This window comes from Caballeronia grimmiae (assembly GCF_022879615.1).
Classification (GTDB): Bacteria; Pseudomonadota; Gammaproteobacteria; order Burkholderiales; family Burkholderiaceae; genus Caballeronia; species Caballeronia grimmiae.
This window is the reverse complement of sequence record NZ_CP084275.1, coordinates 89,651-109,077: the sequence shown is the minus strand read 5'-3', so window position 1 is coordinate 109,077 and position 19,427 is coordinate 89,651. Positions and strand designations below refer to the sequence as shown.

General features: G+C 58.2%; 11 protein-coding genes and 2 pseudogenes. 3 read left to right on the top strand and 10 right to left on the bottom strand.

The window, feature by feature from the left end:
- Positions 1-5 precede the first annotated feature (5 nt).
- Genes LDZ21_RS26810 through LDZ21_RS26800 form a run of 3 tightly spaced genes read left to right on the top strand, consistent with a single transcriptional unit; the run spans position 6 to position 5,229 of the window.
- On the top strand, positions 6-1,040 hold the full coding sequence (locus tag LDZ21_RS26810) for a DUF1338 domain-containing protein (protein ID WP_244797620.1): 1,035 nt from the start codon (positions 6-8) through the stop codon (positions 1,038-1,040).
- Positions 1,037-3,988 (top strand): FAD-binding and (Fe-S)-binding domain-containing protein, encoded by a 2,952-nt coding sequence (locus LDZ21_RS26805; protein ID WP_244797619.1) that lies wholly within the window; start codon positions 1,037-1,039, stop codon positions 3,986-3,988. Before LDZ21_RS26810 ends, LDZ21_RS26805 begins: the two co-directional genes overlap by 4 nt.
- Before the next feature lie 38 nt (positions 3,989-4,026).
- Positions 4,027-5,229, top strand: a complete 1,203-nt coding sequence (locus tag LDZ21_RS26800) for an aminotransferase-like domain-containing protein (protein WP_244797618.1) — start codon at positions 4,027-4,029, stop codon at positions 5,227-5,229.
- A 274-nt stretch (positions 5,230-5,503) separates the two neighbouring features.
- On the opposite strand, the gene LDZ21_RS26795 is transcribed toward LDZ21_RS26800, so the two are convergent.
- From LDZ21_RS26795 to LDZ21_RS26750, 10 genes and pseudogenes are all read right to left on the bottom strand, one after another.
- On the bottom strand, positions 5,504-6,445 hold the full coding sequence (locus LDZ21_RS26795) for an IS5 family transposase (RefSeq protein ID WP_244797694.1): 942 nt from the start codon (positions 6,443-6,445) through the stop codon (positions 5,504-5,506).
- A gap of 127 nt (positions 6,446-6,572) precedes the next feature.
- Positions 6,573-7,034, bottom strand: a complete 462-nt coding sequence (locus tag LDZ21_RS26790; RefSeq protein ID WP_280519449.1) for a GNAT family N-acetyltransferase — start codon at positions 7,032-7,034, stop codon at positions 6,573-6,575.
- A gap of 128 nt (positions 7,035-7,162) precedes the next feature.
- Positions 7,163-8,188 (bottom strand): MerR family transcriptional regulator, encoded by a 1,026-nt coding sequence (locus tag LDZ21_RS26785; protein WP_409015123.1) that lies wholly within the window; start codon positions 8,186-8,188, stop codon positions 7,163-7,165.
- 113 nt (positions 8,189-8,301) lie between these two features.
- Positions 8,302-9,885: pseudogene (tnpC, locus tag LDZ21_RS26780) on the bottom strand (IS66 family transposase).
- A gap of 31 nt (positions 9,886-9,916) precedes the next feature.
- Complete coding sequence (gene tnpB / locus LDZ21_RS26775) at positions 9,917-10,270, bottom strand: IS66 family insertion sequence element accessory protein TnpB (RefSeq protein ID WP_244797616.1); 354 nt, start codon at positions 10,268-10,270, stop codon at positions 9,917-9,919.
- A gap of 458 nt (positions 10,271-10,728) precedes the next feature.
- Positions 10,729-13,665 (bottom strand): Tn3 family transposase, encoded by a 2,937-nt coding sequence (locus LDZ21_RS26770; protein ID WP_244797615.1) that lies wholly within the window; start codon positions 13,663-13,665, stop codon positions 10,729-10,731.
- A 549-nt stretch (positions 13,666-14,214) separates the two neighbouring features.
- Positions 14,215-15,981, bottom strand: a complete 1,767-nt coding sequence (gene arsA / locus LDZ21_RS26765) for an arsenical pump-driving ATPase (protein ID WP_244797614.1) — start codon at positions 15,979-15,981, stop codon at positions 14,215-14,217.
- A gap of 272 nt (positions 15,982-16,253) precedes the next feature.
- Positions 16,254-16,705, bottom strand: a pseudogene (locus LDZ21_RS26760) (thiolase family protein); the annotation flags it as partial.
- A gap of 682 nt (positions 16,706-17,387) precedes the next feature.
- Positions 17,388-18,737: an ATP-binding protein gene (locus LDZ21_RS26755; RefSeq protein WP_244797692.1), complete on the bottom strand. Its 1,350-nt coding sequence runs from the start codon at positions 18,735-18,737 to the stop codon at positions 17,388-17,390.
- Positions 18,737-19,399 carry a response regulator transcription factor gene (locus tag LDZ21_RS26750; protein ID WP_244797613.1) on the bottom strand — a complete coding sequence of 221 codons (663 nt, stop codon included), beginning with the start codon at positions 19,397-19,399 and terminating at the stop codon, positions 18,737-18,739. The genes LDZ21_RS26755 and LDZ21_RS26750 overlap by 1 nt, the downstream gene beginning before the upstream one ends.
- Positions 19,400-19,427: the final 28 nt, after the last annotated feature.

Here is a 19,427-nt window from a genome sequence, read left to right as displayed (position 1 = left end):
GTCCCATGTACAACCCTAATATCCAGCGGCTCCTCGACGGTGCTGTCGGCCCGGAGAAGGCCGAGTATCTGACGTCCATCCTCAACTTTCCGAAATCCCTTCGCGACTTCGAGCCCGGAATCGTTACCCGCGCAGAACTCGCTCAGGCTATGAATATGGCTTTGTTCGACGATCTCGTCGAACGCTCGCCGCAGGGTCGTGAGTACACCAAGGACGCCGTTGCCCAGGGCGGCGGTGTATTTTTCGATCACGGTGCAATTCGTACGGTGCGATGGGCCAACAACGGCGCGTTGCCACCGGGCGAAGCGGCATTTACTCGCATCTTGCTTCCTCTCGGCTTCAAGTTGAATGGCCGCTATCCGCTCGATCGGCTTGGAATGACGGGGCGCGCCTATGCACACATCGACGACCCGGAAGAAATCGCTCAATTCTTCGTTAGCGAGTTACATCCCGAGCGCTTTTCGACGAAGTTCCAGGATGCTGTAACGAACGTCGTGAAATCGTCGCGTGACCCGCTCACTCCCCTCGCGCAGTCGCAACTGCTTGAGTTACAGCGGGACGGAACATTGCCGTTGGAAGTGGCCGCCGCGTTGCTCCCGGTCCTCGTCAGAAGCTTCAATCGGCAGCATGACGTTCCAACTGTCTCCGATTACGAAATGCTGCTCCAGGAGTCCCCCGAAATGGCGTGGATCGCGACCGAAGGGAACGCGTTCAATCATGCGACCGATCGCGTCACCGATGTATTCGCGCTCAGCGATGCGGAAAAACGCAAGGGCCGGCCCATGAAGGAGGAAGTAGAGCGCTCACGATCGGGCCGAGTGTTCCAGACGGCTTACCGTGCAGACATCGTAGAGCGCGAACTCATCGATGCTGGCGGAACGCGGATTGCGCGAAAGGTTCCCGGATCGTTCTACGAGTTCATCACTCGTCGTCGGGAGCTCGATCGCACTACTGGAGCATGGAAAGTCGATCTGCGGTTCGATGCTGCAAACGCGCAAGGAATCTTCAAGATGACGGCAGGTCAGGCAGGTACCCAATGAGCAATGCCACGCCATTTCGCATCGAGGCCGGGGTCTTAACAGCGCTCACGTCGGATCTTGCACGCGTGATTCAGGGTGAGGTCCGATTCGACCGCGCAAGTCAGGCTCTGTATTCTTCGGACGCGTCGAATTACAGGCAGGTGCCGATTGGTGTGGTTATTCCGAAAATTGTCGACGACCTGGTTTCGACGGTGGCGCTTTGCGCCAAGCATGACGTACCGTTTCTCGCACGAGGTGGCGGCACATCTCAGAACGGACAGGGCGTTAATGTCGCCGTCGTTGCGGATACCAGCAAATACCTCAACAGAGTGACCCATCTGGTTCCTGACGAGGGCTACGCGATCGTCCAGCCGGGCACCATCTGCGACACACTCCGCGATGAAGCCGAGAAGCACGGCTTGACGTTCGCGCCGGACCCTGCGACGCATAGTCGATGCACGCTAGGAGGCATGATTGCGAACAACTCCTGCGGCGCGCATTCGGTTATGGCAGGCAAAACAGTAGAGAACGTCGAAGCCCTCGAAATCTTGACGTATGACGGAGCACGCTTCTGGGTCGGTCCGACGAGTGAGGAGGAACTCCGCGCAATCATCGCGTCCGGTGGCCGCCGGGGTCAAATCTACGCGCAACTCTTGTCTCTGCGCGATCGGTATGCATCTTTAATCCGTAGTAAGTTTCCAAACATTAAGCGGCGGGTGTCGGGATTCAACCTCGATCAGTTGCTGCCTGAGAATGGCTTCAATGTCGCCCGCGCACTGGTCGGCAGCGAGGGCACTTGCGCTGTCGTCCTAAACGCGAAAGTAAGGCTCGTGAAGAGCCCGCAGCACAGGACAATTGTCGTCGTCAGCTTTCCCAACATCTTCGTGGCCGCCGACGCCGTCTCGCATTTCATGCGTCTGACACCAATCGCGATTGAGGGACTTGATCGTGGCATTATCCGGGGTCTGCAAGCGCGAGGGCTGAAAGCAGAAGAGATCTCGCTTCTTCCAGAAGGAGATGCATGGGTCGTTCTTGAATTCGGCGCCGACACACTCGTGGAAGCTGTCGAACGCGCAGAGAAGGCACAGGAATATTTCGAAAGGGAGGCAGCTGAAAGCCCTATATCGACGAGAGCTTTCGCTGACGCAGCATCTCAGAGAAAAATCTGGTCGATCAGGGAGACGGGCGCCTCGGCTGTCGCTTTGACGATCGATCCTGACAAGCCGGACCCGATCGTCGGCTGGGAGGATGCAGCCGTCGATCCCCTTCGGCTGGGGGACTACCTTCGTGGCTTCCAAGCGTTAGTCGATCGTTACGGCTATGAGACGTGCCTCTACGGTCACTTCGGCGATGGCTGCGTTCATGCACGAATCACCTTTGATATTCGAACCGCCGACGGTGTCGCGAAGTGGCGGAATTTCTTGCGGGAAGCTGCCACGCTTGTCGTTGAGTATGGTGGCTCACTCTCGGGCGAGCACGGAGACGGCCAAGCAAAAGCTGAGTTTCTTCCCATCATGTTCGGTCCGGACCTGATGCGCGCAATGGAAGAGTTCAAATCGATCTGGGACCCCAAGAACCGGTTGAATCCCGGCAAGGTGGTACGAGCCTATCGCGCCGACGAAAACCTTCGTATGGGACCGGCGTACAAGGTGGTCAGCTTGACCACTCAACTAGATTTCAAAAGCCGAGAAGGGGATGGCCTCCAACGTGGAATCGAACGCTGCATAGGGATGGGTAAGTGCCGCTCCCTAGAAGGCAGCACCATGTGTCCCAGCTTCCGAGCGACGCGAGAGGAGCGATATTCGACTCGAGGCCGGGCTCACCTGCTTTGGGAAATGCTTCAAGGCGACGTCATCGTCGACGGATGGAAAAGTGAAGAAGTGAAGGAGGCACTTGACGCCTGCCTCGCCTGTAAGGGGTGCCGATCTGACTGCCCGACGCACACAGACATGGCATCGTACAAGGCCGAATTTCTTTCACATTACTACGAGACTCATGTGCGCCCACGGCAAGCGGCTTTCATGGGACGGATCGGACAATGGGCACCGATAGCTTCGAAGTTTCCGCGCTTGATGAATTTTCTGACTTCTGCGCCTGTCTTAGCGTCTATCGGCAAGCGCATCGCCGGAGTCGCCCCGCAGCGAAATCTCCCGCGGTTCGCCACGACGACGTTCCGAAGGGGCGTGGCGCCGGCGAAGAGGGCAGCAGTTTCCGACGGGGCTAAAAGGAAAGTCATCCTTTGGGTCGACACCTTCAACGACAATTTCACGCCCGAAGTCGCCCGTGCTGCATTTACGGTTCTTGTGCGGCTGGGTTATGAGGTCATCATTCCCTCGGAGGGGCTCTGCTGCGGACGTCCACTTTATGATTTCGGGCTCTTGAAGAAAGCAAAAGAGCAATTGAAGCGGGTCCTTACAAACCTAAGTCAAGAGATCTGGGCGGGGCTGCCGCTCATCGGACTGGAGCCTGGATGCCTCTCAGTGTTCAAAGATGAGCTCCTCAAGCAGTTACCGGACGACTTGCTGGCCCGCAGGCTGGCGTCGCAGACGCATCTTTTTTCTGAATTCCTCTGTACTGCCCACATCGATTGGCCTAGGGTCGAGACGCGCGTACTTCTTCACGGGCACTGTCACCAAAAGTCTGTTTTCGGAATGGCCGGCGACGTTGCCATTTTGAAGAAGATCGGAGCTAACTTCACGGTTTTGGACTCCGGATGCTGCGGCATGGCAGGATCGTTCGGCTTCGACACAAAGCATTACGACCTGTCGCAAAAAATCGGAGAAAACGTCCTTTTTCCGGCTATTCGTGAAACGGACAGCGACACGGTCGTGATCACAAACGGCTTCAGTTGCCGTGAACAAATTCACGATGGCACAGGCAGGCGCGTCATGCACATTGCCGAGTTCGTTCTCGAAGTGCTTAGTGCGAGAGACGTTCATTTTCCTCAAATTGAACCTGTGTGTGCCTAAGGGCGAACAACTGATACGCCACCCTCCGAGAAATCTACATGTATAAATTCAGTGCCCCATTTACCAACCCGATCGGTTCCCCCATTCGAGAACTGTTTAAATACTTGAGCGAGCCGGGAATGATATCGTTCGCCGGTGGTTATCCGGCCTCGGATCTTTTTGACGTCGAAGGTCTCGGCGTGGCCGCCGAAGCGGCATACGCACGGAGCAACGTATGTCTACAGTACGGCCCAACGGATGGCATTCCAGAACTGCGGGATGAACTGGTCCGCTTGATGGCTTGTAGAGGAGCTAAGGTCGCTGGGCCGGAACTTCTCGTCACGACCGGTTCTCAGCAAGGCCTTGATCTCCTTCTTCGCGTTCTGTTGGAACCGGGTGACTCCGTTGTCGTCGAGCAGCCGGCGTACCCGGCAACGCTCCAAGCCCTCAAATTGCAACGAGCGAAGGTGAGAGCCGTAGGCATTGATCGTGATGGGCTTGACGTGGACGCGCTAGAAGAGCTTTTGAGCACGCTCCCGAAGACCGAGCGGCCAAAATTTCTTTATACGGTACCCAACTTCGCCAATCCCACTGGCGCGACACTCTCGAAACAGCGTCGCCTTCGTCTTCTGGAAATCGCTACTCGCTATGAGCTCTTCATCGTCGAGGACGATCCATACGGCGACCTGCGGTTTGCGGGCGAACCCATTCCCTCATTGTTGGCTATGACGGAGGACGTTCCCGGGTCCAAGAACTGGGTAGTGCACTTCTCGAGCCTCTCAAAAGTTGTTGCCCCGGGCTTGCGAGTGGGCTGGACAGTCGCACCGCTAGAGGTAACGAGACGATGCACGATTGCCAAGCAAACGGCTGATTTGTGCAGCACTCCTTGGACCCAGTTGACGGCTGCCAAGTATCTGCAGAGCGGTCGGTTGCCCGGACATCTGAATTTCATCAGTGATGCGTATAAAGCGAAGTGCGACGCATTGTGCAATGAACTTCAGGGGTTACTGGATGGGAGAATCGAGTTTCTTCGACCTGAGGGAGGCATGTTCGTGTGGGCCAGGCTCATCAGCGGGATTGATGCAAGCGAGCTTCTGAAGCGTGCGATTGATCGCAGCGTGATTTTTGTACCCGGCGTTGCGTTCTTCGCAAGCGACGCTGAATTATCCTCACTTCGACTGTCCTTCGCGGCTCCGTCGGTCGCCGACATCAAAGAAGGCGTGAATCGACTTACCGCGGCGTTCGCGGATATTAGTCGCTGATCGCGTCGGCTAAAAACATAGGAGACGAGCTACGGGCGTGCCGATTTTCCTCCGGCTGAAGCCGACTAGTATCTGTTCAAGCGGCAGAAAACTGCTAACGCATTGTGTAAAAAGCGAAGGAACCTCTGAACAACCCATTTTCTGCTTTGGATCTCTAATTGAACGCATTCGACATGAAGATCGGTTTGCCATCCGCATCGCTTGGACTGCTGCTGCGCGCGCTTTGATAAGTGCAGCCGCGCGCTGGCGCTGTGCATTCGATCTTCTTCGACCGTCACAGCACCTTGCGCACCATCCACAAATTGGCCAGCGCGAACTGCGTCTCGATCTGAGCCGTGTTCTTCGCCAAGCCGCGATACCGCGCTTTCAAATATCCAAACTGGCATTTCAGCACTCTAAACGGATGCTCCACCTTCGCTCTCACGCTCGCCTTCAAACGCTCGATCTTCTCGTAGATCCCATCGAGCCGTTTGCTCTTGTCCAGCTTGCGACGCTTGCTCGGCCTCATCGCCACGTGCCACTCAAGCGCGCCCGTCTCGCCTCGCTTCTCGATGCCCTGATAGCCCGCATCGGCAAATGCAATGCGCTCCTCGCCATGCAGCAACTCATGCGCCACCGTAATGTCGTGCACGTTCGCCGACGTGCACTTCACGGTGTGCACCAAGCCCGAATCGGCATCGACTCCGATGTGCGCCTTCATCCCAAAGTACCAACTGCCGCCTTTTTGCGTCTGGCGCATCTCAGGGTCTCGCGTGCCGGGCTTCTTCGTCGAACTGGGTGCTGCGATCAGGGTCGCATCGACCGCCGAGCCCACCTTGAGCATCAACCCCTTCGCTTGCAAGATCTCGTTGACCGTCGCGAGCATTGCGCCCGACAACGCGTGTGCTTCGAGCAAATGCCTGAACCGCAAGATCGTGCTCTCATCAGGCAGCCTCCTCACGCCCCCTTCCAGCAGCGCGAACTCCCGATACAGCGGGATGTCATGCAGCGCTTCCTCCATCGCCGGGTCCGACAGGCTGAACCACTGCTGCATGAAGTGAATGCGCAACATCGTCGCGATCCCAAACGGCGGACGCCCCGTTTTACCCTTGGGGTAGTACGGCTCGATGAGCGCAATCAGCTTTTGCCACGGCACCACGCGGGTCATCTCATCGAGAAATTCACGCTTGCGGGTGCGTTTGGTCGACAGATTCAAGCCCAGATCCAGTTGCGTCATCATCACACCTCGTTCGTTGAGCATGATTCAATCTTCTCTCATCTTCGCTCAATGGTGGGGGTTATGCAGAGGTTCCCGAACTTCATGCAACCGTTCTAGCGGGCGAATACTGATAGATCGTATGCGGTCAGGTAATGACGCCCCTCAATGAAGGGACCGTCTTGGAGAGTCGCTGGCCTTCTCTCAAGAAACCATGGCGCTCGTAGAAGTGGTGAGCAGCCTGTCGGTGGTCTCCGCTCGTCACTTCCAACTTTACACATCCGACCTGCCGAAACCAGTGTTCTGCAGCGTCAATCAGTGCGTTACCAACTCCCTTTCCTCGATATCGCTCGTCAACGACCATGCTAGTTATGCGTCCGAGACTGCCCGCCACGTGGAACAACGGTAGGGCGTGAAGGCTGATACTACCGATGACTTGTTCTCGTACAGATGCCACAATGATTTTATCCATCGGGCTCAGAAGCATCGCTTCAATCCTCTGGAGGACTAGGGCCGGGGTTGTCTGGTAGCCTAGTTGCTGCAGCAAGAGCGCGATTGTTACGTGATCCGATGATCGCGATTCACGGATGAGAATGCCTGAGGTCTTCATCACGTACAGAGTTCCAAGGTAGAAGATCTTCGTAGTCGCTTAGAGTTTGCCTTCGATAAGGCCCTAAACAGCGAGGCCAACCTAGCGAGAGCGCTTGGCGTCGCCGAATTTCGAGGTAATACGCGCGGTCAGGCCGGCTCGCGGCGTCGCGCTATCCGCTCACGTACTTCTGGCGATGCCAGGCATGTCGCAACAGCCTCGTACCCCGGCGCGCCAGGGTACGGTTCTACGCGGCTCGGAGGACTGTGATTTGCGGGGCAAAGCAGGATTGCCTCATCCGGTCCAACGGCCGCAAGATCCAGGATTGCTGATGAACGTGTCATCAAGAACAGTGGCCGTCCTCCGATCTTCGCACGTTGACGAAGGTGGACCATCAAGGCTTCCTGAGATGACTGGTCGAGATCCTGTTCGACCATATCGATCACCAATACAGCGGGGCCTTCCGTTTCGAGAGCAACAAGCAACGCAGTCAGCGCATCAGATTCTGTTGTCCCCTCGTCAACGAGCCAGTCCATGATCTGGGTGATGCGCAATCTGCGAGCAGGCTCAGTTTCCAGCAAGGTCTTCGCTGCGGCGCATCCATTGTCGAGCCGATCCAGACCAACGAAAGCTGCGTTTGGCAGAGTCTCCGCGAGACGATGGGCTAGCCGGGTCTTTCCGCTGCCTAGCGAGCCAATGATGTAGTTCAGAGGACGAATATCCCGAACTTCGAACCACTCACCATCCCAAGGCCATGGGAGCGCAAACGCCGCACCGATTTCGGCGGATCGATTCAGCAAACCGGTCAACTCTCCATCGGACGGCATCTGGCCGCGAGCCAGATCAGCTTGGATACTTCGAAGCTTGTCCAGTTTATGGATAAGCCCTTGGATTTCATTGTCGAGTGCCGCTTCGTGTGTCGACAACGCCGCGTTTAGGCTTTCGGGGTCACCGTCCAATACGCGCGCAACTTGAGCCAGGCTGAGTCCGAGCGTGCGCAGAGTCACAATCTCGGCAGCTCGGACTATATCGTCAGGTCTGTACGTCCGATACCCTGCCGGTGTGCGCCCGGGATTTATCAAGCCCTGCTGCTCGTATATGCGCAAAGCCTTGATCGATACGCCAAGCCGTCTGGCTGCTTCCGAAGCGTTCAGCCACGAATTAGAAGAGCACATAAGTCCGTCGTCCTTGTGTTGACCAAGTGCAGCCAGCATGAGGGCGGCCCCAAGGGCCGAGTCAACACATTATCGGACTGTTTTCCGAGACACTGCCTGTTTCCTCACCACCATTACGGAGTCGCCTTGGTTGACTCGGGCATGTTCCAAGGCAGCAACGCGTCGTAGTCTTCGGCGGCTTGCCAGTGGGAGTCGCACGAACAACCAGGTCAGGTAACGATATGGGTCGATGCTGTTGGCCTTTGCCGATTCGACGAGCGTATAAAGGTTAGCGCTCGCGTTTGCGCCGTCGACGGTGGCACTGAACAGCCAGCTGCGGCGTCCAACACAGAATGGACGAATCGCATTTTCGCAAGGATTGTTGCTAAGCGGCCGGTCCCCGTTCTCAACGTAACGAATTAGCTTGGGCCACTGCGCGCGTAGGTAGGTCAGCCCTTTGCCAAGCAGACTTTTGGGTACTACACCTGGTGATTGCTCTATCATCAGAGTGTTGATCGCTTCGAGCACACGTGTGTATCGTCGTCGTAGCCGCTGTCGTCGTTGTGCAGACCACGTTTCACTGCGTGCCTCGGCAGCGAACAGTTTTCCGATCAGCTTGATGAAACGCGTGGCGAGCAGGTCGGGCGTGCGCGCTTTTTTCGGCACACTGTCTTCAGCCTTAACGAAGTACCTCCGAACGTGAACCCAACATCCAAGGTGTTCCAGTCCGTGGCGATGGGCGATGTCGTTATAGGGTTCGTAGCCGTCCGTCATCAGGACTGTTCCCCTGCGAATGCCGGCGAACAGCCTGTCGGCCAGCTTCGTGCCTCGCCCCGGGGTATAGGTAAAGCAACGAACGGGAACGCCCGAACCGGTCATCTGCGCCCAGAGGTAACTTTTCGTTTGTGGCCGACGACCTTCCTCCTTTAGCACTTGGAGTGTCGTCTCGTCGCAGTAGATCAGCCCGGCATCAAGCAGCACGTCGCGCATGAGGTTCACCACCGGCTGTGCTGCGAGGCCGACACGGACCATGCTGGCTGCGATCGTGTTCGACGAGATGTCCCCGCCGAACCGACGCAGCAAACCAGCCTGACGATACAGCGGCATGCCGAACTGATACTTCCCCGTGGCGATCCACGCGAGCGCCGATTCGCTCAACAGTCCGCGCGGGATGATGCGTGCCGGCGCGGGTGTGACCTTGATACCGAGATCGCAGCACGGGCAGGCGTATTTGACGCGCTGATGCTGAATCACGCGAAGCTGTTCAGGTATTACGTCGAGCTGCTCGCTGATTTCCACGCCAAACTCGACGAGTGCGTGCCCGTCGTTGGCGCAGAAACGTTCGGATTCTGGCAGTTCATGTCGCACGATATCGCGCGGCAGGTTAGGATCGAGTGGCTTGCGATGACCACGCTTCTTGCGCGTGTGTGCGGCCACCGTCGTTGCCGGAGTGTGCTCCCGCGCAGGCGTTGCATTCAAGCCGAGCGTTTCAGCTTCGTTGAACAGGCCGGGTTGATCGAAATTCCGTGCTTCCTCTTGGCGCCGAATAACTCGTGGCGGTACGCACGCAGGCGCTCCTCGGCAAGATCGCGCTCCGCAGTCACCAACCGCAAGGCCCCGCGCAACGCCTCCTGCTCTTCGCGCAATGCGCGAGCAGCATCGCGCTCGGCGAGCAGCGCTTTCAGTTCCTCGGCGGTGATCGTGACGTTGACCGACATGCTGCATTAGACCATGATGCCGACCGGCTGTTCAGCTCACACGTAGATAGTCATGCTTCGGGTGTCGGCGAATCGTCGTGATGTCATCACCGTCGAGCAGTGCGTGCAATACGCTGGTTGTCAGCGTCACGACCTCCGCCTTGTTGTCAGGCCAGCAGAAGCGGCTTGTTTCAAGGCGTTTCGTCATAAGCCAGAACGCGCTACCATCCCAGCAAAGGATCTTGATTCTGTCGCGACGCCGGTTTCCGAAGATGTAGAGCGAGGAGTCCATCGGATTGAGGTGCATCGCCTGCTCAACGAGTATCGACAGGTTGTTCATCCCGTAGCGGAAGTCGACCGGATCGCGATGCAGATACACTTTCAGCTTTTCGTCGAACCGGAACACGGCAACCTCCCCAGAATCTGGACGAGTGTCTCAGTTCGTCCTGAGTTGCAATCGTTCCGCCGAGTTCGAGCTCGACACCGTTGGGCAGCCGAACCTGCAACGCGAGCGTCATCGACGGTGGCGCCGGTGAAGGAAATATCGGTGGTGGTGCCGCAATAACCGGCACAAAAGGCTGCTGCGGAGGATCGATCGCTCGTGACCGGGCGGGTGCCATGTCGATCGACACATTGTCGATTGCCTTGGTTTCCCGTAAAGGGGTGCCCTTGATTTCGGTGCATTTTTCCGGGTAGGGCTGCCCAAGCCAGACGCGGCTCCGCCTTGTGTCCCCGTATAAATTCATCTTTCTATCAAGCACCTGCTGACTACCCGGTCGAAGCCCTCCAGTTTGCGTGCGGCGTAAATGAGCGAAATTCCAGACGCTGTCTGGAATATCGGTTCAGCGCGCAGGATTCGATCGATTACGCTTGGCGACTAGCGGCAGAGGCGCGCGGATCACTCGCGAGACTTGGCAAGATTCGTCGCGCGTACCGAGCCACCGGGAAATTGAATGTCCCGCGCAGATTGATGCCCTCGAGGTGCGTCGGGGCAATCCGCCTTAACTGTTCAGAATCCAGTGGCTGACCCGTGGCAATCTGTATTTCATCTAGGGCACGTTGCATGTGCGTGGTGTTCCACGCCATCAGGATATTCGAAAGAAGTGTAAGTGCGGAGGAGACCGCAGACAGTGATTCCTGACGTCGAGCGAGTTCAACAGGAATCTTGCCGATATGGATCGCACGCTGGACGTTGTGCACTGCCTCTCCCCGGTTCAGCACATGCTGCAGCTCGCTCCTGAACGCCATGTTGGTGAAGTAGTCGATCAGGAAGATGCTTCTGAACAGACGGCCGATGTGAACGCCACCCTCGTACACGGTCTGTCCACGCGCTGCCGAGCCGAAGCGGGTGAGGGCGTCGACTGCTGTGCACTTTCCCGAACGTATGGAGGCGGCGATCCTCACAAACTCGTCCCAGACTTCCGCGATGAGATCGACTCTGACATCGCGATCAGTAATCGATGCAAGTTGCGGCGGGACGTTGTGCCTGCGGGGAACGTGAAGGCGACGGTCGCGAAGATGCGACAGGCGAGGGCACAGATCAAAGCCGAGTATCCGCGCCATGCCCATCGCAAAATCAGTGTATCCATGCGTGTCGACCGCAAGCTGCGCAATATCGGTGGTTGCGCTCTGACGCACGACACCTTCGATTGCCGCGCCGGCTTGACGCTCATTTAACACAATGGGCTGATCGTAGAAGATGCCCCAACGGTCGAGCACGTGCGTATACATTCCGATCGATGCTGTACGACGCCGTGGATCAGCGCGGGCCTGCCAGACAGAGCGCGTTGTCTCAAGTGACATCATGTCGGATGATGCGAGATCTGCCCGCCCCCAATGAGCAGCGACAGGATGCTCATGCATGAACTCGAGAACGGCATCGGCTGCAAGACGAAGCATCCTTTCATCCTCGAGTCGCTTCATCATCTGGCGAATCGCGGCGGGCGAGACCTCCGGAACCATCCGGGAGATATCTGCGGCCGAAAGCGAAGTTCCGTGCGCCAGTACAGCCGAATAAACCATCAGCAATTCGATCCGCGATCGGGGTTCACGTCCCAGCAGGACCCAGCTGAAGCGGGTCGCGCTATCAATCTCGAGAATGATTTCTGGTAACTGGCCGGGCGGATGGGCTTCGAAGATTGCGCGCCGCAGGTGATCGGTCTCTGCGCTTTCGGGCTGGGCCTGCAACGGATCCAGATGTACCGCCGTGTCGATCCGCACCTTACCGTCGTCCACTGCGTGGCGAAGCAACTCAAGGCGCTGGTCAAGGTGCGCCAGGATCGGATCCAGAAATTCCTTGGGGTCCTGAGGTAGGCCGAGATGCCCGTACAGATTGTTCCGCCTCGTTGGCCACTCGTCGGCAGGGATCAGCATGTGAGTCTGGCTGCGGAACGAGAAACTGTGCCGGACAAAGATGGTGCCATTGCGCAACGCGACCCGGAGGGCAAACAGCGTGGCCCATTCAAAAGCGATCATTGCCTTGAGGCGGTCGTAGCCGTCGATCGCTTCGCGCCATGCCCGACCGAGCCGGACGTTCACGCCATCGGGCAGCAGATAAACATGACGTCGATAGAGACCTCGCAGCAGGACAATCGCGTCGAGGACCGGATGTGCCGCTTCCGCTTCGAACGGCAATTGCACAAGACGCATGAGCAGATTGCGCGCGGAATGACGTCTAAGAATGAGGCGTTGACGGATCTGGCTGCGCCTGTTTGGCGTATGGGGTTGCAGAACCTGATCGGCCAACACGCAAAGCTCTATACGCAGGGTTTCATGCGACAGCGAATCGTCGGTGGCCAATGCTTTCACGGCGACAGCAAATTCGTGGAGCTGGTCCGCGGCCTTTACCCTTGCAGCGTCGACGGTATGAGATGCGTCGTTGACGGCTTTCTGTACCCAGCGTCGCAGCATTGAAAGCACCTGGTCTGTCGATGTACACAGGGCATATCGCATAAAGCATGCGGCCTCCAGCCTTCGGCCGTGCGGCTCGATCCGCTTGCTGATCGACGGTGGCCGGCTGGCGCAACGGCGCGCGTAGTGACGAACGATCGCATCGTTACACCCAGCCGGCCAGTTCGCGGCCACGCCGTACATGGTGAGCAGATTGACCTTGTCGAGCACTTCGCCCATCTGGTGAGTCGATCCGCGAAGAGGCACAGCCCACAACCAGCGTTGCAAACTGGAATGGTCTCCATGCGGCAGGGGGAGAAGGCGCGCCCAGCTGTCCAGCCTCTCCTCACCGAGCGACTGCTGAAGCGTCTCGTGCAGGAGTGCCTCGATATCATGCACTGCCTGAACGATAAACTGTCTCAGCATGCGATCGGGTGGTATCACGATCCGGTGCTCGTAGAACCAGCGCTTGAGCTCACTCATCAGCTGGCCGCGTTCCGGACGGCCAGTGAGCTGTTCCTTGAGCCATCTGATGACGTATCGACGCTGATGCTCTGCGATCGACCGGAAATTGACGACGGTCTGGGCGAACCTCTGGTGATCAGACAACGTTTTCAGGTTGCCATCGTAGATCGATCGAAGCGTCCCGACGTCCGGCGACTGTATGCCCAATTGTCGGCCGAGGTGTCGCAGGAGGACGGTGGGGATCTGCTTGTACGAGTCGAGTGTCCTACCGGTCATCCGTATAAACCCGACATGCAATGCCATGGCCAGACGGTAGAGATCGGAGCGCCGGGAGTCGATGCTCGCAAGTTCGCGTCTGGAAAACGTGAAGAACGTATTGAGTTCGAATTCGCTGAGTTCACGCGGCACCTGCCGGATCCCGAGATATGCCATTCGCCAGTGATCCATCTCGAGTGCTCCGCATCGACGATGAGAGCGACCAAGCGTAGCGAGGCAAAATCAGTTGCGCTACAGTAGAAATCGGGATGGCTGTCCTGAGCGCAACGACTAAGGATGGTGCCGGAACACGGCGTCGGTTGATCGGCGCTTCTGCACGTTTGATCGTTTCTCATTTGGATCGCGTGACGCGCGGCGTTAGCCGGATGGCTCAGTGGCCACGCCCGAGATTTCCAATCCGCAGCTGACATCCAATACAACGAATTTTTTCGTCGATGAGGTGTCGTAGCAAAATATAGGACTCCTATTAAAAATTGATAATAAAGCTTATGTCAAATACGTAGAGTCCTATTCAAGATTCGCTTGGGTGTGCCACGCCCTATGCTTCTTCATCACGCGATCTCTGACGTATGACCGACTCGTCGGTCCACGTGTCGGGCGGCTGCGATGAGCGGCCGACCGATGTCGCTGGCACGAATGTGACGGCGAACAGTGCGAACCCTTTCGCGACTGTCACCCGAGCCAAGGCGCGTGTATATGCTTCAAAGGCAGCCTCGGCCGTCAGTCGCCTTCAAGTAGCTTTTCAAGCCCAAGGATTCCCACCGGTGGATCGGCTCGCCATGGAACCACATAGACCCCATGTTTCGATAGCGTTGCCACCCGCTCCATTTGCTTTCTTTCACTGTTCAAACGCGCCAGCAGCACTGAGTCATTAGTATCCGTGGCCAGCAATGACCGGTTGACCACCCATGCAAATGGTTCGATATCGGCCCTGCGTAGATCTTCCTGTAATGCCGCTGCCTGTGACACCGGCGTCGTTTCTGGCAACGTGACCAAGATGATCCTCGTGTAGTTAGTATCCTGCAATCGCATCAACGGTGTCACGATCCGGCCGGGAGCCTTGTCGTCAAACGCGCGTACCATCTGACGATGGTAGGCGCCCGCGGCGTCCATCAGCAACAGAGAGTGACCGGTCGGAGCGGTATCCAGTACCACGAATGAGCTGCCAGCCTGAGACACGACATGCGAGAAGGCATGAAACACAGCGACCTCTTCAGTACAGGGGGATCGTAGGTCCTCAATGAGCAGTGCCTTCTCGTCCTCTGTCATTCGGGGCGCACGTGCAGCCACGATCTTGTCCACATACTTCTTGGTTTCCACTTCGGGGTCAATGCGCCCCACAGTGAGTCCCGGGACATTTCCCTGAAGGGTCATCGCCAGATGCGCAGCTGGATCAGTAGTGGTCAAATGCACCGACTTCCCGCAGCGAACCAGCCCCAAGGCGATAGCGGACGCGATAGTTGTCTTGCCGACGCCACCTTTGCCCATGACCATGATCAGCCCCCGATCGGCGTGGGCCAATTCCTTAACCAATTCCGACATCGGGTGGTGTGCAAGGTGCGTGGGCACGCCGCGAGGAACATTGCTTACCCATGTCAATTCCGGGGCCAAGAGGGCTCGGAGCGCAGGTAAGCCCACTGAGTCCACTGCGCGCAGCGGCACATAATCCGTAGGAAGCCGGCGCAGCGCTTCCGGCATGGCTGCGAGAGCCTTCTTTCCCAAGGCATCAAGAGCGTCGCCAATGCGGTCATGGGATTGGCTTGCCTGGAAAACCGCGTTCAGGACAAGGCGCTGATTTGCCAGCCCCAGATCTCGTAGCTCGGATGACGTACGCGCGGCCTCTTCCAATGCGCCAGTTTCGGGCCGGGCTACCAGCACGATGGTTGTCATACTCGCGTCGTTAAGTGCCGCCAACGCCTGATTGAAGAGTTTCTCCTGCATTTTCAAGCCGGAATGCGGCCCCAGGCAGGACGCCCCTCGGTCATTACCCTTAAGGAACCCGCTCCACGCTTTGGGCAGGCTCAACAACCGCAGCGTGTGCCCGGTGGGGGCTGTGTCGAATACCACATGATCAAAGTCAGAGGCGCCGTGAGAAAGCAAGCTGGAAAACTCATCAAACGTGGCAATCTCGGTGGTGCAGGCACCTGATAGCTGTTCTCGCACGGTCGCAATTTCGTCGGCACTCGCCTCGGGGTCCATCTGTTCGACAACGCGAACGCGATAGTTCTCCGCGGCGACGTCTGGGTCGATGTTCAGTACGCGCAGTCCGACCACGCCCGGTACCGGGACCGGAGTATTGATCAATTCAATACCGAGCATTTCGCCAAGATTGGACGCGGCATCTGTGCTAACCAACAAGATCTTTTTGCCGGCGTCGGCCAGCGCGATAGCCACGGCGGTGGAAACCGAAGTCTTTCCCACTCCACCTTTTCCGGTGAAGAACATGTATCTGGTCGGTGCTTCCAGTAACGCGAGTCGTGATGGCATGTGGTTTCCCGTTCTGATTGACCTTTAATCATCTTGCATTCGGTTGTCACCGTCTGAGATTCACCGCAACAATAACGCTATGGCCGGGGCGCTCCGAGGAAGAATCAGTGCGCGTATCACAGCGTCTCAAGCGCCAGCACTATGCCCTGCCCTCCGCCGAAGCACAGCGTCACGATTCCGCGTCGGCCTCCGCCGCGCTGCATCTGGTTGCAGCAACCGTGTGGTCAGTACCGCACAGCTCGCGCCGATCGGATGACCGCCCCGCCTTCCGCGTTGAGCCCATCGAGCAGCATGCTGTCGAACAGCGTCACATCGCCCATTCGTGCTCCCCAGCGCCCCGGCGGCAGTAAGTAGGGGCTACGTTCCATGTTTTCCATGCCGCCCACGATCGCGCAATCAATCATGCCGGCCTCGATTTCGGTAGCAGCATTGGCGATCGCCTGCGTGCCCGATCCGTAGACGCGGTTAACCGTGAGCGCCGGGACCTCGATCGGCATTCCGCCGGAGATACCGGCCGGTCGCGTCGGATTCATCTTCACGCCTGCTTGAATGACATTTCCCATGACCAGCGCCTGCACTTTGTCGGCCGGCAATCCGGCGCGCTTGAGGCATTCGCGGATAACGGAGCTCCCAGCGCTGGCGCGGGCAGGTCCTTGAGTGCTCCTCCATAGGTGCCTATCGCGGTGCGCACCGGGCTGCACAAGACGACTTCGACGTTGCTTATGACTTTGCTCCTGACAGGAATGACGCGTGAACGACGTGGCACGGCGGACCGTGTCCTGGCAATGTGGGAGCGGATGTATCGAATACCACCCGATCTTTCTCTACGTTCAGGTGCAGCGATTCCCTTACCGATAGGTCTCGTCAGTGTCGACAACAATCTTCGTCGATTGATTCGAGACGTGGGGGCGGTCCTGGCGGACTTCACGAGATGCATCTCGACATAGCATATGTGTCCGTTGACCGGGAGCGCCTCATTGCATCGGGTACATGGCCGGGCCTCATCACGATGACGTGTCGTGGTCTTGCATCGGATGGCCTTTCATCATGCCTGCGGGAGTTCGATTCATTTTGACGTGTGTCAATGCCTGTACCGACGCCGATGGGCGAACTGACACGACGAGGTTGGGCCACAGCATCTGCAACAGAGCAAGGAAGCCGAGTTGAAAGGTTTCGAGCGGGAAATCGGCGGACTGTGGAAACGGATCAGTCTCATGCAGGCGCAGGCGGACGCGATGATGACCGTACTTCAGGCAGCAATGCCGGCTGTAGGAGACTCGCCGACGTGTGCGGCAGCTGTTCACGAGATATTCGATACGCGGATGACCAATCGGCTCTGTCGGGGCGTCGATGAAGAGTTCGTCAACGATAATGTCACGAACCGTCTGGTCCTGCCTCTCTGTCGACTAGGGCATATGCAAAGGAAGCGCGACGCTCACGCCGAACCCCTTCCCATCAATTCCTGACGTGTACGCCAGTTTCCCGCGCAATTTGGCCACGATGCGTGCGACGATCGACAGGCCCAGCCCGCTTCCTTTCTCGACGTGATTCGCTGCACGAAAGAAGCGATCGTGCAGACGTGGCAGGTTCTCCTGCGCGACACCGGGGCCGTCGTCGCGCACCTCGAGAAACACCGCGTCGGGATCGCTCCAGATAGCAATTTCCACGCGCCCCTGCGCGTGCCCGTACTTGATTGCATTGTCGACGAGATTGTCTAGCAGTATGCGCACCAGCGCGGGCGGCGCACGCACGATGGTCGCTGCATCGGCCTGCAGCGTCAGCGAAATCTGCTTGTGATCCGCAAAGGCATGCTGGTCGACGATGCATGCATTGGCCATGTTCGCGAGATCGACTCGCGCACTGGGAAGCGGCGCGCTTTCCTCGAGCCGCGCCAGCGCGAGCAACTGATCGGCCAGGTGCGTGCTCCGGTCCACCGCTTCCACGACGCGCTGCATGGCGCGACGCTGACGTTCCGGATCGCGCGCGGTGAGCGCGACTTGTGCCTGGACCTTGATAGCGGCGAGCGGGGTTTTGAGTTCGTGTGCCGCGTCACCGGTAAAAGCGCGCTCGCGATCCAGCGACTGGCGCAGACGTTGCAACAGCGTATTGAGCGCAGCGACGAGCGGAAAGACCTCGTCTGGAACGCCTTTGTCCGCGACGGCGTCGAGACTGTCGGGTGATCGTGCCTCGATCGCTTCCGATAGTGTGCGCAAGGGTGTCAGGCTGCGGCCGATCGCAAACCAGACAAGCATGGCCAGCACAGGCAACACCAAAGCGAGTGGACGGGCGATGCGCAGCGCGACCATCGAGGAGAGCTCCGAGCGATGCATGCGCTGCTGGAAGATTCGCACGGTACGGCCGCGCGCGGTATCGCCGAGCACGTAGACACGCCACTTCGCATCGTCGACCCGTAGCAGGCCGGATGCTTGGGCCGGCCGTGCCGGCAGGCCAAGCGACGATAGACCGGGACTCGCGGCCAGCAACCGTCCATCTGCAGCAGTCACCTCATACAGCAGCCGCATTGACGAATCGTTGTCTCCGTCGTCGTCGCGAGGCGCGAGGCTCGCGCCCGCAAAAGCCGGCAGATCGCGCACGTCGAGCACGAGCAGCGCACGGGCGACCTGTTCGATGCGTGTTTCGTCCCATTCCTCGACTTCATGGATTGCCTGGTGATAGCTCGAATAAAGCGAGTACAACCACACCAGTACGATGGCAGATAACACCAGCAAGGTCAGACGTCGCCGGATCGACCGCATCACGTTGCCTTCTCCACCACATAGCCGACGCCGCGGATCGTCCGGATCAACTGGGCGCCAAGCTTCTTGCGCAGGTTCGAGATATGCACCTCGATCGCATTGCTTTCGATCTCCTCGTTCCAGCCGTAAAGGCTGTCCTGGAGACGCGCGCGAGAAAGAGGACGGCCCTGATTCGCCAGCAGTTCGACCAGCAGTGCGCACTCGCGCGAACTGAGCGCGATGCGCTCGCTTCCGCGCATAACCGTCAGGCGCTCGGGATCAACCAGCAGGTCGCCGTATTCAATCGTATCCGTGCTTCGGCCCTGCGAACGCCGCACGAGCGCGCGACAACGCGCGACCAGTTCCGTCAGGTCAAACGGTTTGCCGAGATAGTCATCGGCGCCGGCGCTCAGGCCACTCACCCGGTCGGCAACGGTGTCGCGCGCGGTCATGACAAGCACGGGAGTATGATCACGGCGCTTGCGAATCCAGTCGAGCAGTTCGGTTCCCGACACGCGGGGCAGGCCAAGATCGAGTACGACCAGGTCGTATGGCGTGGTTTCCAGCGCTAGTTGTGCGTGCTTGCCGTCGCACGCCCAGTCGACCGTCATGCCAGCCTCGATCAGGCCGTCTTCCACGCCGCTGCCAATCAGCCTGTCGTCCTCGACCAGTAATACGCGCATCGTGGTGCTCCTGTTCGTTCCAGGCGGC